The following is a 1152-nucleotide window of genomic DNA, read 5'->3' as shown; positions in this document are numbered from 1 at the left end:
AAAAATCGTTGCTACTGTTTGTCAATCCGGCATCTACCTCAAAACGGAATAACATCACCCTGAAAGTGAGTTACGACGGTGGCAATACCTGGCCCGAAGAGAAACAGATCCTGCTTGATGAATACAGCGGACGTGGCTATTCCTGCATCACATCGGTGAACGACTCCACCCTTGGCATTCTGTATGAGAGCAGCCAGGCTGACATGGTCTTCCAGACGGTTTCTCTTAAAGAGATACAACCATGATGCGTTCGAAGACTTACAATTTTTTATTCACCACAAACTTCATATAAATTTACTGCATGATCCGAAAGAAAATTTCACGTATCTATCTCCTTATATGGATGTGGTTATCCATATCCGTCACTTTCCTAAAAGCGGATAATCTAAATACCCTTCACCAGATCAACTGTTTCTCCATGGAGACATTGGAAGATTCTACCCTGTGGGAGGGGCTGGCAGGTACTTTTTTCGGTAAACAGGAAAACCGGTTTATCATGGCTGGAGGATCCGCTTTCCCCGGAGGGAAACCATGGCAGGATGGAATCAAACATTTTTCGGATCAGGTATTTGTTTTTGAACAACTCCCTGACGGATCTTTCAGCAAGGTCTATCAGGGAAATGACCTGCCTGTACCCTTGGCGGAAGGCTCCTATGCCACGCTTCCCGGGGGACTGCTCTGTGTGGGTGGACTTACCCCGGATGGCATCACCGGAAAATCCTGGTTGCTGGCATACTCCGGAAGCGGCATCACTGTCACAGAATATCCCTCGCTACCAGTGCCGGTAAAAAATTCCACAGCTACAGTCATAGGCTCAAAGGTTTATTTGGTTGGCGGCGAACTGGCCGACGGCACCTCAACCGACCAGTTTTTGGTGCTCGACCTCTCCAATCCGACAAAAGGATGGGAAAAACTACCCAATTTTCCAGTACCGATTTCGGGAGCTACCCTTACTTCCCAGCAGGATGGGGAAGAGGTGGCTCTCTTCTCTTTTGGCGGAAGGGCCAGAAGAACTGCCGGAGAAGCCACAATCTTTTATGCATCTGTTTACCATTTCCGACCTTCACTCAACAGGTGGACCCAAAAAGGAGATATCCAGCACGATAAGGACACTTCAGTTTCTTTGGCAATGGCTACCGCCTCAGCTGTGGG

General features: G+C 48.3%; 1 protein-coding gene and 1 pseudogene. Both read left to right on the top strand.

From position 1 onward, the window contains the following. A pseudogene (locus B3B27_RS06000) lies at positions 1-245 on the top strand (sialidase family protein); the annotation flags it as partial. A gap of 56 nt (positions 246-301) precedes the next feature. Then, positions 302-1152 (top strand): hypothetical protein (locus tag B3B27_RS05995; protein ID WP_286847098.1); only part of this gene is annotated, 851 nt, incomplete at its 3' end.

Origin of the sequence: Proteiniphilum sp. UBA5463, from assembly GCF_002427225.1 — a bacterium.
In the GTDB taxonomy this organism is placed as follows: Bacteria; Bacteroidota; Bacteroidia; order Bacteroidales; family Dysgonomonadaceae; genus Proteiniphilum; species Proteiniphilum propionicum.
The sequence above is the reverse complement of the archived record's forward strand: the minus strand, read 5'-3'. Positions and strand labels throughout refer to the sequence as shown.